Source organism: Mycoplasma sp. CSL7491-lung (genome assembly GCF_018913965.1).
Lineage (GTDB): Bacteria > Bacillota_I > Bacilli_A > Mycoplasmatales > Metamycoplasmataceae > Mycoplasmopsis.
Genome location: NZ_JAHMHG010000002.1, coordinates 69,887 through 94,599 on the forward strand (window position 1 = coordinate 69,887; position 24,713 = coordinate 94,599).

The following is a 24,713-nucleotide window of genomic DNA, read 5'->3' on the forward strand; positions in this document are numbered from 1 at the left end:
CCTTATATTAATTTTCTTTTTCGCCTTTAATTATTTCTACTGCGGTGATTTCGTCTTTATCTCTTAAGCTAATTATTTTAACCCCTTTTGTAGCTCTAGATGTTTGACTAATTTCACTAATCTTTGTACGTATTGTTATTCCGCTTGTTGTTATAACCAACAACTCATCGGAAGTTTCGACAAAACGCGCAAAAACTAATTTTCCTGCTTTTTCAGGATTTATTCCTGTCACACCTTTAGCACCACGTTTTGATAAACGATATTCTTGTTCGTTTGTAAGTTTTCCAAAACCTTTACTTCCTAATGAAAGTATTAACGAACCATCTCTATTTGTTGAAGCTCCTATAACACTTTGACCTTTTTCTAGTTTTATACCTCTTACACCACGAGCTGTACGACCCATTGGACGAATATCGTTAGCTTTAAAAATAGCAATATTTTTATAATTATTTGCCACAAGAATGTTATCATTATCTGAAATTATAAATGCACGTACTAACTCATCTCCTTCAGCTAAACTAAATGCTCTCAAACCATTCTTACGAACGTTTTTGAATAATGATAAATCCGATTTTTTAAAAATACCATTTTTTGTTATTGTCGCTAAATAATTATCACTTTGAAATTCATCAACACTAATTATAGAAATAATTTTTTCACCATCTTTAACATTTAAACTTTCAATAAGATTAATAAAAGGTATCCCTTTACTTTGTTTAGAACCTTCTGGAATTTGATAACCTCTTAAACTATAAGCCTTACCAAAATTTGAAAATAATAATAAATCACTATGTGTTGTACTATTTAATATTAATGAAATATCGTCATCTTCGTAGGTTTTCATACTAATAGAACCTACACCACCACGTCTTTGAGTATTATATTCTTCAAGATTAATTCTTTTTACATAACCGTTTATTGAAGCTGTTATAACTATATCTTTAACAGGTATTAAATCCTCATCACTTATCTTACCAATTCCGGCAACATCTATAAAAGTACGTCTTTCATCGTTGAATTTATTTTTAATTGCTTCTAATTCGGAAATTATTAATTCAATTAATTTTTGTTCATCGCTTAAAATTTCTAAATAATATTGAATTTCTTTTAATAATGAAGCTAATTCTGCTTCCATATTTTCAATGCTCAACCCTGTTAAACGACCAAGGCTCATACTCAATATTGCTTTAGTTTGTCTATCTGTTAACTCATACCTTTCAGAAAGTCTTTGTTGAGCAATAGACTCAGTTTTAGAAGTTTTAATAATTTTAATTACTTCATCAATGTTTGAAATTGCAATTTTTAAACCTTCTAATATATGTGCTCTCTCTTCGGCTTTATTAAGGTCAAATTTCAATCTACGAGAAACTATATTTTTTTGATGTGCAATATATTCAGATAAAATTTGTTTTAAATTTAAAACTTTAGGTTCTCCGTTAACTAAAGCTACCATGTTTGCACTATATGTAGTTTGTAAATATGTTTTTTGATAAAGTTTATTTAATAAAACATGTGGGTTGTAACCTTTTTTAACATCTATAACAATTCTTATACCTTCTCTATTAGATTCATCTCTAAGATCTGAAATCCCTTCAATTTCTCTTGTCTTATGATAATCTACTATTTTTTGAATTAAAGTTGTTTTTTTAATTGCGTAAGGTATTTCTGTAACAATAATTTGATTTCTACCATTAGATTTTTCGATAATTTTTGTTTTAGATCTAACTGTAATACTTCCTTTACCTGTTTCGTATGCATCAATAATACCTTTAGTACCAAGAATTATAGCTCCGGTCGGAAAATCTGGACCTTTTACATATTGCATCAAATCACGAACATTTAATTCTGGATTTTTAGCTAATGCAATAGTTGCGTCAATTGCTTCTCCTAAATTATGAGGCGGTATTTCTGTAGCCATACCAACAGCAATTCCTGAGGCTCCCGAAACAAGAATATTAGGAAAACGAGACGGAAGAACACTCGGCTCTTTTTCGCTACCGTCATAGTTATCTACAAAATCAATAGTTTGTTTCTTAATTCCATCCAACATTTCGGCGGATAATTTAGACATTCTTGCTTCTGTATAACGCATAGCAGCCGCTTCATCGCCATCAATAGAACCAAAGTTACCGTGACCGTCAACCAAAGGATATCTCATCGAGAAATCTTGAGCCATACGAACCATTGCTTCATAAACCGAACTATCTCCGTGAGGGTGATACTTACCTAGAACGTCACCAACAATACGGGCGCTTTTTCTATGTTGTGAACCAGGTGTAATACCTAACTCTGCCATATCATAAAGTATTCTACGGTGAACGGGTTTTAATCCATCTCGAACATCCGGTAATGCTCTAAAAACTATAACACTCATAGAATATTCTAAAAACGATTGTTTCATTTCATTGTCAATAACAACAGGAAATACACCGTCTGTTTCTTTTTCAATTATTTGTGAACTAACAGTATATTCCTCTTTATTTTGAGGTATTTCTTCTTCCTCTTCATCGACAACTATAGTTTCCTTCTTTTTAAAAACAAGCCTATTTTCTTCTTCATAATCAAACTCTAAATCGGTATTTTTTATTTTTTCGTTTGATTCTTCATTTAAAAATTCATTTATTTTTTTATCGTCGGCCATAGTACTCCTTTTAATAAAATATATTTTATTAAATTATACATTATTTTGACATAAATTAAAAGCTAAACAACAATATATACTGTACATTTTGAGAAATAAAAAACACCTATTTAACTAGGTGTTTAAATTTATAAATTTATAATTAATTTATATTGATTATCCGATACAGTTACATCTTTAGAACCACCGTTATGCTTAGTGTATTTGAATGCTATTGTAATCTTATTATCACTTTTGACATATTCTATTTTTGGTGCACTTTTCTTTACTCCTCTACTTTCAAAAGTAGGATTTATAGCATTAGATAGATTATATTTACCACCAATTGTTAATTCGCTAGCATCGAAAACATTCGCGTAACTATTTTCCTTTCAATTAGGTCTTTCTGTACCTTCAGGAGCAGATAATAGCGCCTTAGCTTTATAGTCATAAAACAAAACAGAATTAGAATTAATAGCATTAATTAAATTTTGTACTTGTGAACTTGAATATTCTTTTTCAAAATTTTGATTAAATATTTTTTTAACTTCAAAGTCTATTTCATTAATGTTTGCATTTGGATTATCGTTAGTTTGGTCTTTAGATACTTTATTTTTGGTTGGTTCTCCATTAGACATATCTTGTTTATTTGAACAAGAAATGACAGTAGCAAAAGTTGAAAATCCAACAATAGAACTAAAAACTTTTAAAAATATTTTTGTATTTTTCATTTAAACCTCTTTTTCTTTTATTACAATTCTTTACAAAAATATTATAACAAACCAAAAAATAATTTTTTATTTTTTTAAAATATAAATAAAACTTATAATAATTTATATTAGTTTTTAATAAGGAGAATAAATAATGAAAATTATAAATATATCTTGAAACATTTTTAAAAAAACATTCGGGTTAAATCCGGCCCTAATTTGAGAAAGAAAGGATTTGGTCAATTATATAAATAATATTTTTGACGAATCAAATTCAATAGATAATTTTATTGAATTTGGGGAAGAAACTGATGAGAACGGAAATTTATTTGACTACTCAAAGTTTGAATACGAAGACAGTGTATTTCATGATTTTGGAGCTGTGTCAAAAGGTAATTTTGTAAATCAAAATGATTATATAAAAGTATTTAAAGATAATTATGATAGATATAATAACGATGCAATTAATTATTATTTAAAAAAATATAATTTAAAAAAACCTAAGTACATAAGTACAAAAAATAGTATTGAAGTGAAAATAAATGAAACATTAAATGCTATTGCAGATCCCGAAATTGACGTTATAATTAACGGAACTATCGGATATTCATTAATAGAAGGAGAAAATAATTTCTTATTCAATTTACCTTTTTTAATTTTTGATAAGAAAAACGATAAATTAGTTCTTTTAAGTTATACTAAAGCTAAATATGAACTATATTATAAGTTCTTTTTTGCAAATAATTTATTTATCAAAAATAATCTTATCATAAGAGATATGTCCACCATTTTAATAAACCCATACACAAAATTAAATGGAAAAATTACAAAAAATAAAATTGAATTTTACGAATCTTTTGCTGCGTCACCTAATAAATCAATATCTAAACCAACAGGAAAAAACCTTACAGATATGTTGAAAGAATTTTCGGAGGCTATAACAAAATCTGGTGATAACTTACTGTTCATAAATAATAAATATGATAAAAATAATTCAGTGTATAGTTTTTTAAAAGCATCTAAAAATATGATATTTCCAGAAAATAATATTTCTTTGAATTTTAATGATTTACTTCTTTTTAATTATTCAAAGAAAGATATAACTAGTTACAGAGAAGGACAAATTGTTATACCGTTTAAAAATGAAAAAAAATCAAATAATGATTCTGATTATGCGTTCACAATTTTTAACTATGATTTTTATGAAAAAATAATTACTAAATCCTATTTTGATTTTAAAAATATTAATCTAGATGCAATAGTACATTTTTTACAATTTAATAATAAAAATGATAAGAAAAACTTAGTAGAAAATTGACTTAACGGTAATTTAAATACATTTAACCATGAGATTAATAATATTTATTTTGATGATATGTTAGGAATAGATAAAGAAGAAAAATATGCAATATTCAAATTCTTAACAAAAGATAAATTTGAAAGAATTTCTTTCAAATACTATAAAAATATTTCGAAAAATAATATCAAAAGCATAATAGATGAGAATAAAAAATTCAATGAAACTGATAACTTTTTTACAATAGCTGCATTAAATAAAATTAAAAAATTACATAAAAAAGATGCCAAAATTTGTTGATATGATTATGAAGGTTTTGCAGAACTTTATCCACCTTTAAATAACATAGGACCTTACAATCAAATTGTTAATCAAGTATCCATAATAATAACAAAAAACGGTAATGAGATAGATAAAAAGAATATTGTTTGCGATACCAAAAATTTAAAACTTATCGATTTAGTAAAAATGATAGATCAAATACATAGCGATGATTATGATTATTACGTAGTTTATAATAAAAGTTATGAAAACACTAGAAATAGAGAGATTAAAAAACTTGTTGAAAAAGCTTTCAAGGATAATGATGTTGATTTTATCAATGAATTTAATAAAATCTACAAAGAAAAAAGCGAATTTGATAACAAGATAAATAAAATAAATAACAATACAATTGACTTACTAGATTGCTTTGGACATTCAAAATTAAATAGTTATGAAATTAAGGATTATTTTACATTCTTAGAAAACGGAAATGACATTGAAATTAGTGATGATAAAAACGTTAATCTTGAGAAAAATAATAAGATTTTAGAAAAAACAAGAATACATATAAAATTTTTAAATTACTTTTATTCAATAAAAGGAATTGAAAAATATATTAATAAAATGAATTTTGACCTTAGATCTAAAATAACACCTTATTCTGAACTAGTAATCCAAAAAGGAACTATGGCAATGGAAGTCGCTATTTTAAGACATGTTAACGGAATAAGTGATAATGTATGGGAACAAAATGTAGTTCCGGAATTGAAAAGATATTGTGAAAACGATGTTCGAGCAATGATTATGGTATATGATTTTATAATGTTTTTATTTAGAAAAAAATTTCCAGAAATAGAAGAATATGAGTATAAATTAGAAGACGTTGAAAACGAACAAAAAAATTACACATATTCTTCTGGTAAGATAACTTACAATATCAAGAACGATTAAAAAACAATATTATTTTTTGTGAAATTATAATATAATTTTAATAATTTAAATTATTAAAGGAGAATTAATGAAATATTTAAAAATCAATTTAGAAAAAACATCTCAACATTTAGATAAAAAAATGATTGATTCACTACAAGATAATGTCACTAAAATTCATAATGATGTTTTAAATAAAAACGTTGCTGAAAAAGATTGACTTGGATGATATGATCTACCCGAAAATTATAATAAAGAAGAATTTTCAAAAATGGAACAAAAAGCTAACGAATGACACAAAAATGGAGTTGAAGTTGTTGTTGTAATCGGTATTGGTGGTTCTTATTTAGGTGCAAAATCTGGTTATGATTTTATTTATGGTCCTTACTCAATGAAAAAACCAAAAATGGAATTATTATTTGCTGGAAATGACATTTCAGCTGAAACATTAGTAGCAAAATTGAATTATGTAAAAAATAAAAAATTTGCAATTAATGTTATTTCCAAATCAGGAACAACACTTGAACCTTCAATAGCTTTTAGGGAATTTAGAAAAATTTTAGAAGAAAAAGAAGGAGAAAATTCTAAAGATTTAATTGTTGCAACAACGGATAAATCAAAAGGTGTTTTATTCGAATTAGCAAGTGAAAAAGGATACACAAAATTTATAGTACCCGATGATATCGGTGGTAGATTTTCAGTTTTAACTGCTGTCGGTTTATTCCCATTTTTATGTGCTGGAATTGATGCTAAAAAAATATTAGATGGAGCAAACGAAACAAACAAAGAGTTAAGTTCGCATAAAATTAGTGAAAATGAAGCTTATCAATATGCCGTCGCTAGATTTTTATTACATACAAAAAATAACTTTACTATTGAAATGATGGTTTCATACGAACCAAAAATGCAATATTTTATGGAATGATGAAAACAATTATACGGAGAGTCAGAAGGTAAAGACGGAAAAGGAATATGACCTACAAGTTCTATTTTCTCCACAGACCTACACTCTTTAGGTCAAATGATTCAAGATGGTAATAAAATATTATTTGAAACAGTTTTAACACTTAAAAATCCACAAGATAATATAGAATTCACTACAGACGAAGTAGATTATGATAAGCTAGGATATTTAGATAAAAACAACTTGCATTCTATTAACAATACAGCTTTTGAAGCTACTTCACAAGCTCATTATGAAGTTGGTAAAATACCAGTTATTCATATGTTATTTAATAAATTTGATGAATCTACTTTAGGTGCTCTTTTCATCTTCTTTGAAAGATCATTAACAATGAGTGCATACTTGCTTGGAGTAAATCCATTTAATCAACCTGGTGTCGAAGTTTATAAAAAGAATATGTTTAGCATGCTAGGTAAAAAATAAATAAAAAAATAGACTTTTAACTTATGTTAAAATGTCTATTTTTTATAATTTTGTTACTTCAACAGTCGATATTTTTTTCTTTTCTTTGCTAATTTCAATGATTTTAAATGCTACTTTATCATTTAAAACATATCTAGCATTTTTGTAAAGTCTCGTTTTAGAAGTTTTTAATAGTATAAAATCTCTTAAAGTTAAATCGTGTTCACTATCTTCTAGTAATGAAGAATCTATTTCAATTTGTTTGAATAAATCTCACATTATCACATCACTTTGTACTCTAGATTTTTCTAATGAAATTTCATAAATTTGTTCATCATCATCATATTCGTCATATATTTCTCCGACAATTTCTTCAACAATATCTTCGATGGTTATAATTCCTAAAACATCTGTGCTACTATTATTTTCAACCACAAAAGCCATCTGTGCTTGCGCGCTTCTCATTTTTTCTAAAGCACTTGATAATATCGAATTTGATGAAATTTGCGGAACTTGTTTAACGTATTTTAATAATTGACCTTTTTTAAGTAAAAAAATATCTTTTAATAGTACTATTCCTATCATTTTTTTATCTTTTTCAATAGGTATTCTTGAATAATTTGTTTCTGCAAAAACCTTGAGAGCATCCGCTATACTAGTTTTATAATTTAAATATGTTACATCTTTCATTCTAATGTAGTGCGAAGATACTTTTGTAGAATCTAAATCAAGTGCATTTTGAGCTAATAAACTTTCTCCTGTTTGTAATACACCCTCATTTTGAGCTATATTAATTATATTCTTTAAATCTTCTTCTGAATGCGTAACATAAACTTTTTTAGACAATTTGCTAATTGGTCATGTTAAAACTCAAAAAAATCAATAATTAACATCAATTCACCAACTTCACATTTTTAAAAACTTTTTAGGATTTGTCTTTGCTAATAATTTAGGAGTAATTTCTCCAAAAATAACTAAAAGAGGGGTTACTAACGCCGTTGAAATTATAGTTGTTAAAAACGAAGCATTTGTATAGTTTTCAAACACCTTACCTAATAATAATGCAGTCATAGTCGCAGATAAGACATTGACTATATTGTTCGCAATCAATATTGTTGTTAAAATTCTATTGTATCTATTACTATGTTTTTCTATTATTTTAGAAAATTTTTCTTTATTTTCAACCATTTCATATATTTTAGCTTTTGTTAAAGTTGAATAAGCAGTTTCGCAACCACTATATACGCCACTTAAAAAAAATAAAGCTAGCAGTATTGGTATAAAAATATAATAATAATAACTATCCATGAGCAATACCTACTTTAATATTACTTTTAAATCATCAATAATAAGAATCCATTATTCCGCTTCTCCTTTTAATAATTATCTTCTTGAATTTCTTGAAATAACACAATATTTCCTTCAAAATATACATTAGAAATACCGGGTTGTCCATTTCTATTTTTAGCGATGGTTAAATCTATTTTTATAGGGTTATTTCTATCTTCAGTATTTGTTTTTTCTTGTAAAAATTTATTCGATCTATTTAAAAATATAACGATATCTGCATCTTGTTCAATTGAACCAGATTCTCTTAAATCGTGTAGTTGTGGTCTTTTATCTTCACGTTGTTCGACAGTTCTTGAAAGTTGTGAAAGTGCTAAAATTGGTATTTCTAGTTCTAAAGCAAGCGTTTTTAGTGTTCTTGATATTATAGAAACTTCATTTTGTCTATTTCCGTTAGACAAATTTCCGCCACTTAAAAGTTGTAAGTAATCAACAACAACAAAATCTAATTTAGTTGGTAATTCTTTTGATAAATATTTAATTTTTCAAATAATATCTGATATTTTGCTAGAAGGCGAATCATCAAAATATAGTCTATCTAAAGCATTATTGTTGAAAGATTCTTTTAATACATCAATTTCTTGAGGTGATAATTGCTTTGGGTCTGATATTTTGCGCATTGGTGTTCTAGAATTTGCTGAATAATATCTTATCACCAATTCATTTACTGGCATTTCTAGAGATATGAAAGCACAATTACGCTTTGGATTTTTTAAAATATTACTTACAATGTTTAATGCTAAAGCAGTCTTCCCAACACCAGGACGAGCAGCTAAAACAATTAATTGACCACCTTTAAAACCATTTGTAAATTTATCGATTCCATGATATCCTGTAAAAATTCTATCATCATTATAGGAACCATCACTTTCCATAATTTTTTGCATTTGCTCTTCATAATTTTTCGTAGCTTCTGAAAGAGAAATAAAACTACTATTATCAACGGTGTCGACCTTATTATTAATGACAAATTTTTCGAAGTCTTCTACACAATCTTGGAACTTAACATCAGTTTTATTTTTCATAGAATTTATAGTGTCACTATAAAAAACTTCCAATAGTCTTAACTTGTGTAAATCGATTAATTTTTGAATATAATTTAAAAAATTATTTTCATTAACTATTAATGTTGATAAATCGTTAAGTAGTCCTTGATCTACTAAGGGAAATCTTTTTGCTAATCCATCATTAGATGCTAAGAAATTACTTAAATCAGTAAAAGAATAAGATACTATAGAACCCTCGTTAGAATCTCTTTTCAATTTTATAAATTCAAAAACTTGTCTATTATCTGCATAAAAGAAAACATCAGAATTTAAATACTCTACACCCATTGTTTGTTTATCTTCAACTGATATCATGACTGCCAACACACTTCTCTCAATATTATAATCATGAAAAAGCGTATTTGTTAAAAACTTTGAAGATAATTTTTCGAAATTAGAATATTTTAAAGTTTTGTTAAATTTATTATTTGTGTACATTTATTTTTATTTCAATTCTAATTTTGGCAACTATATCTTTATATAAGATAGCTTCGACATCATGTTTTCCTTCAGAAATTAAATGAATTTTTTGAAAAGCATGTTTAGGAACATTAAAACCGAGTTTTGAAATTTCTTTTTCGACATCTTTAGTAGAAATAGAACCATGAACATTTAAGTTCTTATTTCCGTCAATATTTGCGCTTAATTCAAATTTTAAAACTAAATCTTCTAGTTTATTTTTTAACTCATGAGCTTCTTGTCTTGTTTGGTGTTCATCTGATACTAATTTATTTAATTTTCTTTGTAATTCAGCATAATTTTTCTCGTTATACGGAACACCAATTTTATTTCTAACTAAATAATTAGTACCATAACCTGGAGATACATCAATAATTGTGTTAGCTTTTCCGTCTTTTGAATCTTTAATTAAAATTATTTTCATTTTTATCCTTCCTTATTTCCATTTTGGGAAATTGCTTGTTTAATATTATCAATAAATACTTCTAATTGCTCATCACTTTCTGCGGCTGCTACACTAAAATGACCGCCACCACCAACAGCCTCACAAATTATTTGAACATTTGTATTTATCCCACGTGCACTAAGTTTGTATTTTTTAGTGCCTTTTAATTTTGCTACAACAAAAGAAGCGACACGACCTTTAATTTTTAAAACTTCGTTTGCTGCTATAGAAATAACATCATTAGTTACTTCAATATCAGAATAAGCTAAGTAAAAACCTTCTTTTATTTCAGTTATATTTGATAGCATTGATTCAATTACTTTTTCAGTTTTTTCATCTATTTTTAATAAATCTCTACTAATAACTGGATTAGCTCCTTTTAAACCTAACCAAGCCGCGGCCTCAAATGCTCTTGGAGTAGCTGATTTTGAGAAATTATTTGTATCTAAATATATACCATTTAATAACATTTGAGCCCCATTTGTGTCTAAAATATTTTTATATGATAAAAACATTAATATTTCGGTTACTATTTCAGAAGCACTCGAAGAACTTGTATCAATAAAAATGTTAGTTTTTAAGGCATAATCAACTTGTTTTGCAACTCTATGATGATCAAAAATAAAAATATTTTCACGTTTAGTATTTACAAGTAAATTAGGATTGTCTGTTCTTAATGGGTCAGAATTATCAACTAAAACAATTAATGCATCAACAGAACTATATTCTAAAGCTTGTTTTCTATTTATTAATATTTGATTTTTATTAAATCAAGGGTTTGATTCTAGCCAATTTTCTACAGTACTGTCGTACGTTTCACTACATATATATGATTTTTTACCAAATTTTTTAGCAATCAAATGTATTGCATAAGCAGAGCCAAGAGCATCTAAATCTGCTAACCTATGACCATAAATGATAACATTCTTTATTTTTGTATCTTCTAGTTTTTTTGAAAAATAACTAGAAACTTCTCTAATTTTTGTTCTATTATTATCCGGAAGTATTTCATTATTAGAACCATAATATTTATGTGGCATAAAATTTGAAAATATTGCAACTTGATCCCCTCCACGCGATTGAGCTTGAACTAAAGCTTTTTTCGCTTGTTCTAATTTTTCATTTAAAGAATTTCAACCATGAGCAACACCAATACTTAATGATAGCTTATTAATATTAATTTCTTCTCTCGAAATATCTTCTTGTATATTCATAAACGGATCAAAATTATTTTCAATCAATTCCTTTAGAGTTAATTCATTTGTAAAAATAAGAAATTTACCATTAGTATATTGTCTATAAATAATATTATATTTTTTAACACATTCGTTTATTATATTAATTACTATAGAATTAATTTTAAATAATTGTTCTTCAGAAAGAATTGATTGATATAAACTATAATTATCAATTTCCAATTCTGCAATAACGGGCTTTTGCTCTCAAATTTCATTCTTATAAATTGATTCTGCAGTTATATCTCTTATCACAACAACATTATTTAAAGGTCAAAATTGAACTTCATAATCATTGTTCTCATTACTAATAATAAAATTATTAGCATCAAAATTTAAATCCTTATATTTTGGGTTTATTTCTTTAAAAAAATCAAAAATATTTCTGCCAATAAAATCTTTTTTAAATTTAGTTCTTATGTATTTTGTCGTATATAAAATTTTTTTATCAACATCATAAATAATTAAACCAATAGAATTAGAATCCATTATATCTTCTACAAATCCATTAAATGATTTTTTAATTATTTCTCTACTTTTAGCAAAATACAAAATAGTTTGATTTATAGAATATGATGTTAAAATCAATCAAACAACAACCGACAATTCAATTATTAATCAATGTGTATGTATATTTACATTTTTAACATAGATTATAGAGATGGAAATTATCAATATTAAAACTAAAAGAATAGATAAAAACGCAAATGCAAAGTATTTTTTTTTAGTATTCATCAATTCCTTTCAAAAACAATAATCTTTAATTAAATTATACATTATTTACATTCTTATTTATACTTAAATAACAAAAAGGGCGAATCGTTATTTGTCGCCCTATTTAATTAATGACTGTGTGAATGGAATGATAAAACAAAAATTGCAAATAATATTCCAATAAACATCATTAATATAACAAAAAAATATTTTCTTTTATTAAGAATTCAATGATAGAATTCAGGTAAAAACTCAACTAAAGAAGTGAAAATAAATATAGTACCAATTGTTGAATAAATTAAAGAATTTATGTATTTTTCATTGCCTATATTAACAAAAACACCAATGATCATAAAAGGTAAGAAAAGTGATAATCCTAAAAACGAAATCATTAGTGATTTAAGAGGAGAAAACCCTGATTCACGTAATCTAACATAAAAAATTAACTCTTCGGGTATTAAATGTAATATTAAAGAAAAAAGATACGCAGCAGTTAAAGTTGTAACTCCACCATCCGACAATTGCATTTCTGCATAATATCCCGAAAGTATATTTTGAGACAAGCTATACCCGATTAGTAAACCTTCAGGTATTCTATGTGTTAATAGGAGTAGTAAAGCAATTATTTTTAACTTTTTTTCTACTTTTTCAACAAAAATTGTATCTTCAACCAAATTTATTCTATCGTCTTTGTTTGACATAAATTCTTCGTGGGAATGATGATGTATCTCTCCGTCGGAATGATTATGTTCGTGAATAAAAACACTTAATTTTTTGGATTTCATCAATTTTTGGTTAAGTTTGTATGAGATAACAAATTTAATTACTATTGCAATTATAAGGCCCAAAAGCGAACCACCACCAACTAAAAATATATTATATAAATACGTTTTATTCGTTGAAAAATTATTATTAAAAGCATATAAAGAAGACTGCTCTATTGATTCTCGTAAAAAACCAAAAGTCGCAAGTATAATAAAAAAACCTGTTGAAAAAGCATATAAATAAACTTTTATATTGCTATTTAAAAGTTTCTTTGCAAAAGGTAAAGTTATCGATAAAATTGTCGGTATAGAAAGTAATATTAGTAAAAAAATTAAAACTAATATTATTTTGGAAGCGCTATCATTTTGAATCCCGCTATTAATTCCTTTATAAATTTCGTAAATTCAATTCATTAAATTTACTCCTGAATATTATGATAAACTTCTTGAACATCATCGTCATCTTTTAATTTATCAATGAATTCAAATAATTTTTCTTTCTTTTCGTCATCGTATTCAACATACATATTTGGAATGTATGTAACTTCACATTGGATAAATTCACTAATCTTTAAATCTTCTTCTAATTTAGATTTAACTTCAGTAAAACTATCTGGCTCTGTTAAGATAACAAAAGTATCATCATTTGTTTCAATATTTTCAGCTCCAGCTTCTAGTGCCACCATCATTAAATCATCTTCCGAAACTAATGTTTTAGATATTTCAATTATTCCCTTTTTATCAAAAGCGTAAGGGACTTGACCTGTTTTTCCAAGTGTTGCATTTTGTTTGTTAAAATATGATTGCACATTAGATTTCGCTCTATTAACGTTATCTGTTAAAGCTAAAACCATAAATGTAGCTCCGCCACTAATTGTTGCATTAAATAACAATTCAATGAATGATTCCGAGTCTTTTGAACCTTTAGCTTTAGCAATAGCTCTTTCAATATTGTCTTTTGGCATATTTTTTGATTTAGCTTTTGAAATAGCTAATTTAAGTGTAGGATTAGTATCCGGATCTGGTCCTAACATTGCTGCTACATAGATCTCCTTAGATAATTTTTGAAAAATTTTTCCTCTAGCCGCATCTTGCGCACCTTTTCTATGTGCTATATTTGCTGAATGTGAATGTCCTGCCATATTATTTCTCCTTTTATTTTATTTTATTTGGCTTATAAGCGCCATCTCTTTTATGTTTAGAAATTTTATGCTTATGTTTTATTCTTTCTATTGATTCATCTTTAATATATGAATTAATTTTATCCTTATCATTTAAATGATTTATATAGTAATCAAGTTCTAAATAACTAAAACCTAACTCATCTTCATCGTTTTGTCCTTCTCAAAGCCCTGCAGATGGTTTCTTTCTTAAAATACTTTCTGGAACTCCTAGAATTTTAGCCATAAAATTAACTTCGCCCTTAGTTAACCTAGAAATGGGTAATAAGTCTGCTCCACCATCTCCATATTTTGTGAAGTAACCAATATAAACTTCATCAGCATTATCAGTACCTAAAACTAACGAATTATTTTCTTGAGCTAAAGCGTATAAAGTTGTCATTCTTAACCTAGGTTTAATGTTTGCTATAGCTAATTTATTAGAAATATTCAATTGTTTTAATTGCTCTTCAAAAACACTACTTAAATCAACTTTGATAAATTCTTGACCAAATGTTTTTTCCAATTCACTAATATGTTTTAAGTCATAATCGCTCATTGATGATATGGGCATAACAACACCAATTGTAGTATTCGGAGCAACTAATTTAGCTAAAGAATAAGTTAATGCAGAATCAATTCCACCGCTAATACCAACTATGAAACCAGTTGCATTGGCTCTTTTTAATTTATTTTTTAAAAACTTTTTTAAAACTTCGATATATTCTAAAGTTTTTTCTTCAGAATATATCGGAACATTATTATTATATGATGTTATTTTGCTCATTTATTTCTCCTCTAGAACATTATTATAAGGTAATTTCATTTTGTGTATATGCAAATTATTTATCTTGTTAAATTTAGTTCTTACAATTTCGTGTAAATGATAAGCAAAAACTTCTTCATCTAAATGAGGTATTTCTAATATATTAACATTAGTATTTTTGTATGTTATTCAATCACTTCATTTGAGATCGCTTGTTACAAATAAATCAATTTTATCTTTCATTTCTATTATTTGACCTATATAACCGCTACCGCTCAAAAAAGCAATATTATTAAATGCTTTATCATAATCTTCTTTATCTAGATTTGTTCTAAAAGAATGTAAACCTAATTTTTGTTGTAATAAAAAAACAATTTCTTTTAATGAAGTTTTTTTATTTATTATAGCACTATACTTTGGAGAAGTATAATCAAAATATTCTTCTAAACCAATATATTTCACTATTTGATATGAAGTTCCTAATAACGAACAATCATAATTGGTATGCATAGAATAAGAAGTTATTTGATGTTCTTTTAACTTAGAAACAATTTCCTTTTTATAAGGCGCTTTTAAAAATTCTGTTTTTTTATCTTTTTCAAATAAAAAAGGATGATGGGTTAAAATTAAGTTACATTTTTTTTCGATTGCAAATTTTAGAACATCATTTGTTAAATCTATTGCAAATAAAATACCTGTTATTTTTTTATGTTGTTGGGTTTTAACTGAATATCCAGAAGGATCCCATATCTCTTTATTTGATAAAGGGTACATTTTTTCAAGTTCATTGATTAATTCTTTTAATTTCATATTATGCGTGATAATCTTTTAAATTTTTACCAAATTTAGGATTATTTCTTAGTTTTCTTAATATTTTATTTTCAATTTGTCTAATTCTTTCTTTAGAAACATTGTTTCTAGAAACTGCCAATTCTTCTAAAGAATGTACTCTATAACGATTACCATCTTTATCATAGCCAACACCATAACGTTTACAAATTAATTCTTTTTCATCCTCTTCTAATGTTTCATCTATCATTTTTAAAATTAAATCAGATAACTCTTCATGAGCTGAAAAATCAACTGGTCCAATTGTGTTTTCGTCTTTAATAAAATCACTAAATGAAGAATCGTTTTCTTTACCAACTTGCTTATCAAGAGAAATTGGATCAATATTAATTTTTTTAATGTACGCTACTTTATCAGCTGTAAAATCATTATTTCCAGCGATTTTATTAATTTCATCAGCTATTTCTTTATCCGATGGTTCGTAGCCTAAATTATGTTGAAGTTCGCGTTCTATTTTAGAAACTTTGTTAATTGTCTCAACCATATGAACAGGAACTCTAATAGTTCTAGCTTGATCAGCTACCGCGCGCGTAATCGCTTGTCTAATTCATCATGTTGCGTAGGTTGAAAATTTAAAACCTTTTGAAACATCAAATTTTTGAACAGCTTTCATTATACCTTGATTTCCTTCTGAAATTAAATCTATAAAAGAAAGCCCTCTATTTTTGTATTTTTTAGCATTATTGATAACTAGACGTAAATTACGTAATACTAATTTATCTCTAGCTCTTTTTCCTCTAAATCCACCTTTTTCTATTTGACGACAAATTTCAGCTTCCTCTTCATCGGTTAAAAGATTACCATATTTACCGATTCAACGCATATATCATTTAACAATATCATTTGTTTCTGTTAATTTATTTGCTAAGTTACTTGTTTTTTTATTTTCTGTTTCTAATAATATAGATTGGTTAGGATCAAAATTCAAATCTAAATCAAAATCTTCATCATCCGATGATGAGTATAAATCATCATCTTCTTGTTCTTCTTCGGAATCTTCGTCTTCTTCAGAATCTATTTCATCATTGTCATCATTAGAATAATCGTACTCTGTCTTTTCATCATCTGAAGAATCTATTTCTTCATCATCTTCAAACAAATCAGGATCTAGTTCATCGTTTTCTGAATCAAAATCAAGCTCATTTTCTTCAGAATCTTCATTAAATTCTAAAGTTTTTTTATCTTTATTTTTTGATAATTTTTTAGTATTATTTTCTAATTCTTTTGATCATGTATTATCAATTAGTTCATCATCACCTTGATCAACTTTATTACTAATGATTTTATGCTCCATAAGAACTTCAAAAAATTCGGTAATACCGTCATACTCGTCATCTTGTGATATACTTAGTTTTCTTTTATCTAAGATATCAAAAACTTCTTCTTGAGTAAAAAAAGTTTTCTTTTTTCTCTTTAACTCTTGTTTTAAAATGTCAATTACTAAATCATAATTATTCATTTTATTCTCCTTTTGGCTTTTTCTTATTAATGGTTGTTTTTACGTTTCTTGATTTGTAAGCTCTTATTAAATCAATTTGAGACATATCAATATTAGCCATATTATTTTTATTTTTTGATATGAATTCATTAGTAAATGCTCTTATTAATGGATCTAAACTAATTTCTCATTCTTCGTCATTTGAATTTAATTCTTTTTTAATTCTTTTTGAATATTCTTCAAAAAAGGAATTTATAGAAGTTTGATCTATATTAGAGTTTTTATTTTTTAAGTATATTAATTGTGAAAAAATATTTTTTAAATCATTTAAAACTTCTTCTTTTTTTATCCTAATAATATTCTTTATATTACTACTTACTTCAAAATCATCTTCTAGACTATCTAAAAAATTTTCTGAGTTATCACTTTGTTTGTGCATTTGTTGTATCTTAGTATATATATTTTTATATAATTCATGTTTCAAAAAGAAAAATCTATTATCTGATTGGTCGATTTTATCATTGATATACTTATTTTCTAACATATATATCAAAAATTTAATCTGTATATTATTATTAATTGTTTTGCTTAAAAGATTTATTGAATTATTATCGATATATTTATTATTAATAAAATTATTATTTGAAGATCTTAGATTTTGTTCGTTAAATTCAGCAGGCACATAATTAGGTATCAAGTAATTTTCGTCTAAAGGAATTGTATTTTCAAGATAAGTATCATCTTTTAGTTCGTATTCAACATCATTTTTCTTAACTTCAATTTTATAATCATATGATTTATAAAAATTATTAATTATATAATCAGAAAATTTTTCTGGTAAATATTGTAAAAACTCTATAATATCATTTTCAAAATTTTGTAAACTACTGAAATCTCTATTATCCATTAGTCTATTTTTATTTATAAAATGCTCATAAATAAAATCTAAAGAATTTTTAGTATTTTCTAAAAGTTCTAAAATTTTATTTTTACCATATTGTTTAAAAATTTCATCCGGATCTTTATTATAAGTATTTATAATAACATCTACATCATGGACTCCGTGTTTATACAATGATAGTATTGATTTCAATGATGCACTTATCCCTGCCTGATCATTGTCCAAAAATAACTTTATTTTATAACTTTTAATATTAAATATATGATTTTCACTAAGTGACGTACCCATTAATGCCACAACATTTTTAACACCAGATTTATAAAGTGCAATTACATCAAAAAAACCTTCTACAATAATAATTTCTTTTTTTGCTTTTATAAATTCTTTTGCATTATGAAAATTATATAAAATTTTAGACTTTTTGAATAATTTAGTTTCAGGTGAATTGATGTATTTACTTTTGATTTTAGGATCTAAAGTTCTACCACTAAAACCAACAACTTTACCGTTATTATCACGTATAGCAAATGTTATCCTGTTTTTAAAAAAATTATACAAATCGCTATTTAGAAGACCAGCATCTATCATTTCTTTTTCGGAATAATGTAATTTATTGGTTAGATAATCAGATAAATCAGATTCTCTTGAATAACCTAAATCAAAAGTATTTAATAAATCAAAATTATTTACTTGTCTCTCATTTAAAAATTTTTGAGCACTTTCAAATTTTAATAATTGTGTCTTTAAAAAAGTGTTTGCGGCATCCAAAAGTTCAAATAAATTTAATTCTTCATTTGAAAAGGTGGATAAAGGATTAAATTTATAACTAGAAAAATCGTAAGTATATCCGATCATTTCTGCTAAAAATTCCAATGCTTCTACGAAATTTTTACCCGTTTTTTTCATAACAAAAGTTAGTGAATTTCCGCTTTCTCCACAAGAAAAACATTTATAAATATTTTTTTGCGGCGAAACACTAAAACTCGGGTTACTATCAGAATGAAAAGGACAAAGTGCGGAATAATTATTCCCTTTTCGTTTAAGAGCAAGGAAATTAGACACAACATTTACAATATTTGAGTTCGAAATTATTTCATTAACAATTTCGTTTGGAATTGTCGCCATTTAATTAAACTCCTTTTTAAGTTTTATAAATATTTAGTAATATCATCGATAGAAATTCTAATTTGTTCCATTGTATCTCTATTTCTTAATGTGATTGTGTTATCTTCTAATGTTTGATAATCTATAGTCGCACATCAATATGTACCTATTGCATCTTGACGTCTATATCTTTTACCAATAGAACCAGCATCATCGTAGCTTACGCTAATTCCTTTTTCTAGCAATTTGTTATAAAGCTCAATAGCAGGTTGAGAAATTTTTTTCATCAAAGGCAAAATAGCCAATTTAAATGGCGAAATTTCTATAGGAAATTTTAATACAACTCTTTCATCATTTTCTAATGTTTCGATACTATAAGCATCTGAAATTACAGCCAACATTAAGCGATCTAATCCTATACTTGGTTCAATTACATATGGTGTTATTTTTTTATTTGTTTGCGGATCTAAATAATCTAACGATTCACCAGTCGCTTCAGAATGAGACTTTAAATCAAAATCAGTTCTATTTGCAACACCTAATAATTCGCCTCATCCAAAAGGAAATTTAAATTCAATATCACTTGTTGCTGTTGAATAATGTGAAAGTTCTGATTCATCATGCTTTCTTAATCTAATACTTTCTTCTTTAATTCCTATTTTTTTAACAAAATTTCATGCTTTATTTATATAATAATCAAATCATTTGTTAGCTTCGTCAGGATGTGTAAAAAATTCAAGTTCCATTTGTTCGAACTCTCTAGTCCTAAAAATAAAATTACCAGGTGTAACTTCATTTCTAAAACTCTTACCAATCTGTCCAATACCAAAAGGTAATTTAGATCTTGAAGTTCTCAAAACATTTTTAAAGTTAACAAAAATACCTTGAGCTGTCTCCGGTCTTAAATAAACAACAGATTTTTCGCCTTCAACTACACCCTGATGAGTTTGAAACATCAAATTAAATTTTCTTATTTCTGACCAATCTGTTTTTGAACCCTCATATTCAGGTAAATTTTTTACTAAAAAATCTCTCATTTCGTCGTTAGACATTTTTTCTGGTATTATATTTTCATCAATTTCTTGAATCAATTTATCTGCACGATATCTTTTTTGATTGACTTTATTTTCAATAAGTGGGTCACTAAAATTACCAACATGACCGCTGGTAACTCAAACATTTGGATTCATTAAAATTTTAGAATCAATCAAATGATTATTAGACTCTTTAGTAATAAATTCTAACTTTCAAGCACGCGCAATATTATCTTTTAATAAAGAACCTAACGGTCCATAATCCCATGTATTTGACAATCCTCCGTATATTTCACTACCTTGGAAAACAAAACCAAAATTTTTGAGATGATTTACTATTTCTAACATTTTTTCTCTTTTTATAGCCATAATATTTATTATACCAAATTTTTAAAATGCTTTTTGGGAAATTTGGTATAATTCTCCACTTTTAAAAACCCATAATAGCTAAACAAAAAATATAAAAAATAACAGGGTAAAGGCTCCCTATTATTTTTTATATTATATTTAATTATGCTAATGTAGGTACATATCCTAATCAAAGCATGAAAACTAATGTTATTAAAACTCCAAATGCTAATGAAATTAATAATACCGATCAGAATAAGAACGAATCACTCTCATTTACATAAATTTCTTTTGTTTTTACAATAGTTTCTTGTTTTACACTATTTGAATAATCAGTAAATACTAATAAATGATCTTTATTAGAAACTCTTTGAGCAACAAAAGCATATGAGTAATCTTTTTCTTCGACAAAAGCCACATATTTTCTATTGTAGATAACAAAAGAAATTTCTTGTGATAATCTAATATTTTCGCCATTTTCTAATTGTACATATACAAAATTTTCAGGTGCATGCGCAACATCTTCTCTTGCAAATATTTTTGTCGATAATCTACTAGTTGATTTTGTTAAAGACTCTATAATTAATTTTAATAATTTTGTCTTTTTAACATCTTCATTATAATATTCTTTCAACTCTTTAGCAACTGATAACGAATAAGATAGTTCGTTTTTAATATCTTGTCTATCTTGAATTGAAGTTATTTTCTCTTCAACTACTTTATCTGAAATTTTTTCTAATTTGTTAGCAAAAACAGCTAATGACTCTAATTGTTCTTCTTTTGAAAGGTCTCTAATATAGTGATATTTAATTAAATCATTATCATTTGTATAAATTTCTTTTACGACTTCAACTGGTACTTCTTTAATTACTTCAACTTCTTTTACGACTTCAACCGGTACTTCTTTAATTACTTCAACTTCTTTTACGACTTCAACCGGTACTTCTTTAATTACTTCAACTTCTTTTACGACTTCAACCGGTACTTCTTTAATTACTTCTCTAACTTCTACTTCTTTTTTAACTTCAACATTATCATAAGATTCAGCTCTTGCTTTTAATATTTCAATTTCTCTTTGTAAAGCAGCTTTGTCTGAATTTGTATCATTTAATTTTGCAAGTAATACAGAAACTTCATGTGAATCTACGTTTTTGCTTTGTAATAAAAGTTGTAATTCCTCAATTTGTTTTTGTAATTTTTCAATTTGAATATCTTTAGGGTTTTTCTTTCTTTCAATAACAAAATCGTCATCAGCAGGGAAATAAGTTTCATGATCACGTAAAACTTTAAAATCAACAATTTCTCTTAAGTATTTTCCAGCTTCTTCATAATTTCTTAAACCAGTTTTTTGATCAACATTAAATTCTCTAAGAATATCAGATTCATCAACGTTACCATCGTATCTTTCAGTATTAACTTCAAATTCAAAAATTCCATCTTCGTTTTTTTCAGAAATAAAAAGACCACCAAAAACTTTTTTTTCAGTTTGAAAATAAGTAGCACAATCGTATCCTAATTCTAAGAATCAATTCATAGCATCTTTACGTGTTTTAAATAACGCTAAAGCAGATTTAACTTTTGGGTGTTTTAAAGCTCACGGATAATTTTTATCATTGCTTGGCTTATATAAACATAATAAACGTTTCATATTTTTTCCTCTTTTAATAAATTTTAATTATATTTTTAATCTTGATTGGGATATTTTTTAAGAGATTATTCTTAATAAATAATCTTGTAATTATTATACATTTTTTGTAACTTAAAATAAGTGAAAAAATAAAAATAAATATAAGCGCTATATATTTATCGATAAATAGCACTTTTTACTTTTTAAAATAAGTATCATTTTTTTGTTTCTCACCAATAATATGGCATTTTCTACATCTAGGTTCGTATTCGGAGTCTCCTAACAAATTTAATTCGCTATTAATTTCTTTACGGAAAGAAAATGCCGCATCAGACTTACATACTAAACAAACAGCTTTTAATTTAGTCACATAATCGGCAATAGCCAATAGATGTGGAGTAACACCAAACGGTCTTCGCATAAAATCCATATCTAAACCGCTTATTATTACCCTAACTCCATTTAAAACTAAAAAATCTATTACTTCATAAATTCCATCATCAACAAAATTTATTTCATCAATAGCAACAGACTTAACACTAGAGTCTCAATTATCTAGTATCTCCTTTGCTTTTTCAATTACAATAGCATCCGTTTTTGCCCCGGTTCTGCTAACAACCATAGTTTCGCTGAATCTATTATCAAAACGAGGTTTAAAAACTAAAGTTTTTATTCCTGCAATTTCTAAAATTTTTAATCTTTTTAATAATTCTGCACTTTTTCCAGAAAACATTGGGCCGGTGATAATTTCCAACGTTCCCTCAGGTTTTTTTAAAAACATATTTACTCCTAAATAATAATTATAATGTTCTATTATTTTAAAACTATTTAAATAAATAAAAAGAAATAAAAAAATTTTTTCAAAAATTCATATTATTTTTTTGTTATACTAATATTTCAATAAAAATATCCGGAGGTATTGATGGTTATTGGAATTAGCGGAATGATAAGTAGTGGTAAAAGTACTTTGACAAAAAAATTAACAAAATTTTACAAAAATTCTCTATTACTTGAAGAATTTGAAGAGAACGATGAGGTTTTTAATCAATTTTTAGAGTGATTATATTCAAAAAGAGAAAATTTGACAATGGGGTTTCAAGCGTACGTAATTGAAAATCATACAACAAAATTAAATGAGATAATAGATAAATTTTATGAATTAAATTATTCAATGGATAAAAACCATATATTTTTAGATAGATTTAGCATAGAGCATTACATATTTGCATCAGTTATACTCTCTAAAAAAGGCGATAACTATTTAAAGGGGTATGATGCTATGTTTAATAACTTAATAAAAAATAGGGAGACCCCTGATTTAGCAATTTATTTAGATTTAGATTATTCGACATTTGAAAAAAGACTATTTAAAAGAGGTAGAGAAGTAGAGATAAATCACTATTCTGAAAATATAGAATACTTCAAAAGTCTTTTTGCACTTTACAGGAAAACTTTCGAAAAACAAGCTAAAAAATATAATTTGAATTACGTGATAATAGATACTAAAAACTTAAATGAAGAAGAGGTTTTTAACAAAACAATTGAAATAATCGAAAAACATAAAAATAAATTAATTTTAGAAAGAAAGAAATAATGGTTATATCTGTAAGCGGAATGATAGGTAGCGGAAAAAGCACTTTATCAAAACTTTTAAATAAAAAATATAAAAACTCTGTTTTATTGGAAGAATTTAGTGAAAATGATGAAATTTTTAACAAATATTTAGAATGAATTTATTCACAAAAGCCAAATATTGATTTATCTTTTCAAGCATATATCACTGAATCCTTAGAAAATTCATTTAATATTGCTAATAAAAAATTTTTAAACAAAAATTCACATAAGGATACACATATATTTTTAGATAGGTTTAATATTGAGCATATAATTTTTGCAATCGTCACACTTTCAAAAAAAGAATCTAGATACCTAAAAGCTTTTTTAGAAATGTCTGAGCATTTAATAAATTTAGATAATAATCCTGATCTTGCAATTTTTCTTGATATTAATTTTAAAAATGTTGAAAATAGAATTTTAAAAAGAGGAAGAAAAGTTGAAATAGATAATTTTAATAAAAATTTTGAATATTTTTTTGAATTACATTCTATTTATAAAAAGGAATTTATTAATTTAACCACAAAATATAAAATACCATATGTAATAATAGATACTAATGAATTGAGCGAAGATGAAGTTTTTGATAAATCTATTAATATAATCGAAAATTTTGATTTTAGTAAATCAAGAAGAAATTAATATTTTGTTAAAAGTAAAAACATCAATACTGTT

Annotated in this window: 19 protein-coding genes; 4 read left to right on the top strand and 15 right to left on the bottom strand. The window is 25.9% G+C overall.

Annotation, left to right across the window (positions count from 1 at the left end; genetic code table 4):
* Window positions 1-7 precede the first annotated feature (7 nt).
* Complete coding sequence (gene gyrA, locus KQ876_RS02240; protein WP_216490091.1) at window positions 8-2,641, bottom strand: DNA gyrase subunit A; 2,634 nt, start codon at window positions 2,639-2,641, stop codon at window positions 8-10.
* Window positions 2,642-2,769: 128 nt separating this feature from the next.
* Window positions 2,770-3,351, bottom strand: a complete 582-nt coding sequence (locus tag KQ876_RS02245; RefSeq protein WP_205852050.1) for a hypothetical protein — start codon at window positions 3,349-3,351, stop codon at window positions 2,770-2,772.
* A gap of 133 nt (window positions 3,352-3,484) precedes the next feature.
* Between KQ876_RS02245 and KQ876_RS04405 the strand changes: the two genes are divergently transcribed.
* Together KQ876_RS04405 and KQ876_RS02255 are read left to right on the top strand one after the other, a co-directional pair.
* The gene (locus KQ876_RS04405) at window positions 3,485-5,842 is read left to right on the top strand and encodes a UU173 family protein (protein ID WP_205852049.1); all 2,358 of its coding nucleotides are present in this window, start codon (window positions 3,485-3,487) and stop codon (window positions 5,840-5,842) included.
* A 67-nt stretch (window positions 5,843-5,909) separates the two neighbouring features.
* Entirely contained in the window at window positions 5,910-7,208 is a 1,299-nt protein-coding gene (locus tag KQ876_RS02255) for a glucose-6-phosphate isomerase (RefSeq protein WP_205852048.1), read from the top strand.
* 42 nt (window positions 7,209-7,250) lie between these two features.
* Here KQ876_RS02255 and KQ876_RS02260 read toward each other — a convergent pair whose 3' ends face one another.
* The 13 genes from KQ876_RS02260 to KQ876_RS02320 all read right to left on the bottom strand — a co-directional run bounded on the left by KQ876_RS02260 (window position 7,251) and on the right by KQ876_RS02320 (window position 23,205).
* Entirely contained in the window at window positions 7,251-8,495 is a 1,245-nt protein-coding gene (locus KQ876_RS02260) for a hemolysin family protein (RefSeq protein ID WP_216490093.1), read from the bottom strand.
* 68 nt (window positions 8,496-8,563) lie between these two features.
* Entirely contained in the window at window positions 8,564-10,018 is a 1,455-nt protein-coding gene (locus KQ876_RS04410) for a DnaB-like helicase C-terminal domain-containing protein (RefSeq protein ID WP_216490095.1), read from the bottom strand.
* On the bottom strand, window positions 10,005-10,463 hold the full coding sequence (rplI, locus tag KQ876_RS02270) for a 50S ribosomal protein L9 (protein WP_205852045.1): 459 nt from the start codon (window positions 10,461-10,463) through the stop codon (window positions 10,005-10,007). Before rplI ends, KQ876_RS04410 begins: the two co-directional genes overlap by 14 nt.
* A gap of 2 nt (window positions 10,464-10,465) precedes the next feature.
* Window positions 10,466-12,454, bottom strand: coding sequence for a DHH family phosphoesterase (locus KQ876_RS04415; protein ID WP_216490097.1), 1,989 nt, complete (start codon window positions 12,452-12,454; stop codon window positions 10,466-10,468).
* A gap of 107 nt (window positions 12,455-12,561) precedes the next feature.
* Complete coding sequence (locus KQ876_RS02280; protein ID WP_205852043.1) at window positions 12,562-13,611, bottom strand: ZIP family metal transporter; 1,050 nt, start codon at window positions 13,609-13,611, stop codon at window positions 12,562-12,564.
* A 5-nt stretch (window positions 13,612-13,616) separates the two neighbouring features.
* Window positions 13,617-14,339: a YebC/PmpR family DNA-binding transcriptional regulator gene (locus KQ876_RS02285; protein WP_216490099.1), complete on the bottom strand. Its 723-nt coding sequence runs from the start codon at window positions 14,337-14,339 to the stop codon at window positions 13,617-13,619.
* A 13-nt stretch (window positions 14,340-14,352) separates the two neighbouring features.
* Window positions 14,353-15,144 carry an NAD(+) synthase gene (gene nadE, locus KQ876_RS02290; RefSeq protein WP_205852658.1) on the bottom strand — a complete coding sequence of 264 codons (792 nt, stop codon included), beginning with the start codon at window positions 15,142-15,144 and terminating at the stop codon, window positions 14,353-14,355.
* Window positions 15,145-15,933, bottom strand: coding sequence for a Nif3-like dinuclear metal center hexameric protein (locus tag KQ876_RS02295; protein WP_216490101.1), 789 nt, complete (start codon window positions 15,931-15,933; stop codon window positions 15,145-15,147). It abuts the gene before it with no gap.
* A 1-nt stretch (window position 15,934) separates the two neighbouring features.
* On the bottom strand, window positions 15,935-17,431 hold the full coding sequence (locus KQ876_RS02300; protein WP_205852039.1) for an RNA polymerase sigma factor: 1,497 nt from the start codon (window positions 17,429-17,431) through the stop codon (window positions 15,935-15,937).
* 1 nt (window position 17,432) lies between these two features.
* On the bottom strand, window positions 17,433-19,436 hold the full coding sequence (dnaG, locus tag KQ876_RS02305; RefSeq protein WP_216490103.1) for a DNA primase: 2,004 nt from the start codon (window positions 19,434-19,436) through the stop codon (window positions 17,433-17,435).
* Between the two features lie 23 nt (window positions 19,437-19,459).
* Window positions 19,460-20,818 (bottom strand): glycine--tRNA ligase, encoded by a 1,359-nt coding sequence (locus tag KQ876_RS02310; RefSeq protein ID WP_253282239.1) that lies wholly within the window; start codon window positions 20,816-20,818, stop codon window positions 19,460-19,462.
* Between the two features lie 142 nt (window positions 20,819-20,960).
* The gene (locus KQ876_RS02315) at window positions 20,961-22,445 is read right to left on the bottom strand and encodes an MAG3090 family protein (RefSeq protein ID WP_216490105.1); all 1,485 of its coding nucleotides are present in this window, start codon (window positions 22,443-22,445) and stop codon (window positions 20,961-20,963) included.
* Between the two features lie 175 nt (window positions 22,446-22,620).
* Window positions 22,621-23,205 carry a thymidine kinase gene (locus KQ876_RS02320; protein WP_205852034.1) on the bottom strand — a complete coding sequence of 195 codons (585 nt, stop codon included), beginning with the start codon at window positions 23,203-23,205 and terminating at the stop codon, window positions 22,621-22,623.
* A gap of 141 nt (window positions 23,206-23,346) precedes the next feature.
* On the opposite strand from KQ876_RS02320, the gene KQ876_RS02325 reads away from it, so the two are divergent.
* Both KQ876_RS02325 and KQ876_RS02330 read left to right on the top strand, forming a co-directional pair.
* Window positions 23,347-24,018: a deoxynucleoside kinase gene (locus KQ876_RS02325; protein WP_205852033.1), complete on the top strand. Its 672-nt coding sequence runs from the start codon at window positions 23,347-23,349 to the stop codon at window positions 24,016-24,018.
* Complete coding sequence (locus tag KQ876_RS02330) at window positions 24,018-24,680, top strand: deoxynucleoside kinase (RefSeq protein WP_205852032.1); 663 nt, start codon at window positions 24,018-24,020, stop codon at window positions 24,678-24,680. The genes KQ876_RS02325 and KQ876_RS02330 overlap by 1 nt, the downstream gene beginning before the upstream one ends.
* Window positions 24,681-24,713 lie beyond the last annotated feature (33 nt).